At 75.2% G+C, this 1,260-nt stretch carries 1 protein-coding gene; it reads left to right on the top strand.

Annotated features, from left to right (window positions below):
• On the top strand, window positions 1-1,260 hold a 1,260-nt coding region (locus CQZ88_RS30215), incomplete at both ends, for an AMP-binding protein (RefSeq protein ID WP_219727526.1).

Here is a 1,260-nt window from a genome sequence, read left to right on the forward strand (position 1 = left end):
CCGGTGCGGCCGGACGTCGCCTTCGCCGACCTGGTGGCGCAGGTGCGCGAGGCCGACCTGGCCGCGTTCGCCCACGCCGACGTCGCCTTCGATCAGGTGGTCGAGGCGGTGCGCCCGGCCCGGTCCACCGCGCACCACCCGCTGTTCCAGGTCTCGCTCGCGCTGGCGAACTTCGAGGAGCCGGAGCTCGAGGTCGCGGGCCTGCGCATCGAGCTGCAGGACGTCGCCCACGAGGCCTCACCCTTCGACCTGAGCCTGACACTGCGCGAACGCACGACCGCCGACGGCGAACCCGCCGGTCTCGAGGTGACGCTCGGTTACGCCACCGACCTGTTCGACGACGGCACCGCGCGGACCCTCGCCGCCCGCTTCGGCCGGCTGCTGACGGCGGTCGCCGAGAACCCGCACGCCGCGATCGGCGACGTCGACCTGCTCGACGCGCAGGAGGCCGACGACCTGCGCACCAGCGCGGGCCCGCAGCCCGTCACCCCGGTGACCCTGCCCGAGCTGCTGCACGCCGCCGCGGCCGCGCGACCCGACGCCGTCGCCGTGGTCACCGACGACCGGCAGGTCACCTATCGCGAGCTCGACGCCCGCGCGGCGCTGCTCGCCGACGCGCTCACCGCGCGCGGCGCCGGTCCCGGCACCCTCGTCGCCCTGGCACTGACCCGATCGTTCGAATCGGTGCTCGCGGTCTGGGCGGTCGCACGGACCGGAGCGGCGTTCGTGCCCGTCGACCCGCGGCACCCGCAGGAACGGATCGAGTACATGCTCGCCGATTCCGGGGCCGTCCTGGGCGTCACCGTGACCGCGCACCACGACCGCCTGCCCGGCTCGGTCGGGTGGCTGGTGCTCGACGGCCCGGACGCCGACACGCGTCTCGCACTCGTCCCGCAGCGGCCGCGCGCCGCGGCCGTGCACGTGGACGATCCCGCCTACCTGATCTACACGTCCGGCTCGACCGGCACCCCGAAGGCGGTCGCCGTCACCCACCGCGGACTGGGCAACCTCGTCGCCGCGCAGCGGGAAACCCTGGCGCTGACCGCGCAGGCCCGGATCGCGCACATCGCCTCGCCGAGCTTCGACGCCGCGGTGTTCGAACAGCTCGCCGCGTTCGCGGTCGGCGCGCGGCTCGTGGTCGTACCGCCCACGGTGGTCGGCGGCGCCGAACTCGCCGACCGGCTTCGCGCGGCCCAGGTCAGCCACCTCGTCGTCACCCCCGCCGCGTTGTCGACGCTGGAGCCGGCGGCATTGACGTCG

It is taken from the genome of Rhodococcus sp. ENV425 (assembly GCF_002887785.1).
Lineage (GTDB): Bacteria > Actinomycetota > Actinomycetes > Mycobacteriales > Mycobacteriaceae > Rhodococcus > Rhodococcus aetherivorans.